The 2,909-nt window shown below is 28.2% G+C and carries 3 protein-coding genes; all 3 read right to left on the bottom strand.

What is annotated here, in order from left to right; all coding sequences use genetic code 11:
• Positions 1-306 precede the first annotated feature (306 nt).
• A complete protein-coding gene (locus tag HUJ77_RS15270; protein ID WP_291710109.1) occupies positions 307-558 on the bottom strand; it encodes a hypothetical protein in 252 nt (83 codons plus the stop codon).
• Between the two features lie 130 nt (positions 559-688).
• Complete coding sequence (locus HUJ77_RS15265) at positions 689-2,086, bottom strand: TFIIB-type zinc ribbon-containing protein (RefSeq protein ID WP_291710107.1); 1,398 nt, start codon at positions 2,084-2,086, stop codon at positions 689-691.
• A gap of 4 nt (positions 2,087-2,090) precedes the next feature.
• A partial coding sequence (locus HUJ77_RS15260) for an SPFH domain-containing protein (protein WP_291710105.1) occupies positions 2,091-2,909 on the bottom strand: 819 nt, incomplete at its 5' end.

The following is a 2,909-nucleotide window of genomic DNA, read 5'->3' as shown; positions in this document are numbered from 1 at the left end:
AAAATTTTAAATAAACTTATATGTTTAATAATACCATAAATTCCATAAATTTATAATAATTTCTTAATATATAATTCACCATTTATATTCTCTCCTTAAGATTATTATTATATAATTTTTTTAATGATTCTAATTTCATTTGAAGCACCATTAAAATTAATAGTATTTTGAAATTTTATAAGGCTTTGTATTGCTTTACTTAATTAATTTAGTATATAAAAAAAGATATAGGATTTATTAGCTATTACACTAATTATCCTATATCTATTATCTATCTTTTTCTAATTTAAATTACTAGAATTCTTTTTAATCTTTACTTTGTTTTACTCTTTTAGCTAATATATCTGCATTCATAGAAACTATATTACCACAATTTAAGCATGTAAATTCTATTGAAGGTGAGATATCTCCATTGACTTGGTTATCATCCCTATCTACTGGAAGTTTTGCTGTAATATTATAATTTGCCATAAAATTGTCTGAATTACATACTGGGCATTTTAATGTTTCTAATGCCTTTTTAGCCATATCTTCAATTTGTATTTCTTTATCTATCATAATATCACTCCTTTTATATATAGTTCTACAATTTATTATATATTCCTCCAAAGAAATGATTATTTGATATGTTCTTTTTTTTAAATGTAACTCTATGAATAAAAATCATAAAATACTTAATAACAACTACTTAACCATTTACCTTTTTGTTATTTGCACCTATCATCATTGCATTTTCAAGGCCCTTCTTAGATTTTATGAATTTATCAACTTTTCTTAAATTCTTCATATTTGCTTTTGTTTCAGTTTCATGTTTATGTCTGGCATCAGAATTACGATATATTGAGAATATTAATATATAATATAGAAATCCAGATAATAGGAAAATCCAATTATAATCAAAATCCAAAAATAGCATTAAAATAGCTCCCAATACTTCAACTAAAAAAGATATTAAAAATAATCTAGGAAGATTTATTGGCACACTTCCCATAGTTTCTTTTGTTCTAGCATTGACAGCAACGTAATGAAGAAACTTTTTCGTTCCTTTAATTTGCTGGTAACTGTATAACCATACTGGTAAATAAGCAGACTTCCATAGTTGTCCTTTAATATCAAGTTCTTCAGATTCCCAAGCTACACCACGATCATATTCTTTTAATGTATCATTTGCTGAAAATCTAGCAATATCTTTTGCTTGGATATCAACTATAGATTTAATATCTTTAATATTAGTATCCCTTTTTTCCGACGCATATCCTTTTAAATAATTTGAATTCCATTTTACAGAGTTTTCTACGTCAAATGGCATTATTGAATTTATTATATTATTAGTTTTATCTGATGCATTTTTATTTAATTTATCAGAGCTAGATTCTACAGATAAATCATCAATAATTAAATCAAATTCTCTTTTAACTTCATATAAATCTGCATCATAATATGTCTTCTTGTTGTCTTTATTACCACTATAATATTTTCTAATTAATCGTTCTCCCTTTCCTTGAAAGTTTGCATGAGCATTTATATCAACTATTACATATGGAAGATAAATCCCCATTATATTATCTGTTGTAAATTCTTCTTTAAATTTAGGATTAGCAAAGAACTTCCTTCTTCCAACGAAATTTTTTATTTCATTTTCAGCAGTTTCTTTTGTAATGTTAAAGGGTAATACTAAATCAGGAATGCTACCATTCTCAATTTGTTGATTTATTGATAAAGTATTTCTGCACCAGTGGCATCTAGCTTGAGTTACTTCTGAAGTATCTATTACTACTTCAGAACCACAACTAATACATTTTAAGGTTAAAATATCATCAGCATCTTCTAAAATATCTTGAAGTCCCGATCCAATAACTTGTCCATGTATATTACTTATATCAGTTTCTAATTCAACTACTTTTTCTTGCTGAAATTCATGTCGGCAAAAATTGCATTTTAATTGTCCAGTTTTAATATTAAGTTTTATATCTGTAGATCCACATTTAGGACATTTATCTTGTCCATCTTCAGCACCAATATCTGTTTCTATGATTCTAGTTTCTTCAAGTAAACTATTTTCATTATTTTTATAATCCTTTTCCATAATATCATAACCCCAATATTTTTGCTTTTAGCAAATCATATTCTTCTTGTGAAATTGCTCCAGCATCAAGAAGCTTTTTCATTTGTAATATTCTAGCTACTGGATCATCTTGTGAAGATTCTGATTGTTGAGTTTGCTTGCTTTGCTCTTTAATTGGTTCTTCAGTTGGTTGTTGACCAAAGGCAGGTTTATAACTTGATTGTGTTTCTTCTTGTTTCATCCCTCCCATAATTCCATTAGCAGCATTAAATCCCATGCCCATAAATGCCATATTAGCTCCCCCGCCATTTTGCATTCCACGTGCTGCTGCTTGTTGCATAAATGAATTCCCACGATTTCCAGATAATGCATCTGCTTTCTTAACATCACTCATTAAAGCTTTAGTATCTTCATCATATTCTATAGCAAGTATTGCAGTTTTAACTATTTCTAGCCCACGATCTGTTTTCCATTGATATGCATCTTCTATAGCCTGTGACATAGCTTGAGCAAATCCAATTTGATCTCTTTGTATTTTTGAAATACGATTTCCCATCCTTGGATCATTTGTGTAAGTTGAGAAGGCAGCTGATAATGTACCCACAATCTCATTGAAAAGTTGTTCTCCAGCATCATTGTCCATATCAGCAAAATCAAACACAGGAGAACTAGATTGCAAATACTTTGCTGGTACAAAATTCTTAACAAACAACAAAGGATCAACAATCTTTAAAGTATAAGTTCCTCTAACTAATGCACCTACTTGTGTTCCAAAATAAGCATCATCCCAGTAAATTTCAGATTGAGTACCAAATTTATTATTAGGTATCTCTTTTAAATTAAT

Source organism: Clostridium sp. (assembly GCF_021443865.1).
Taxonomy (GTDB): Bacteria; Bacillota; Clostridia; order Clostridiales; family Clostridiaceae; genus Clostridium.
This window is presented reverse-complemented; position numbering and strand designations above follow the sequence as displayed.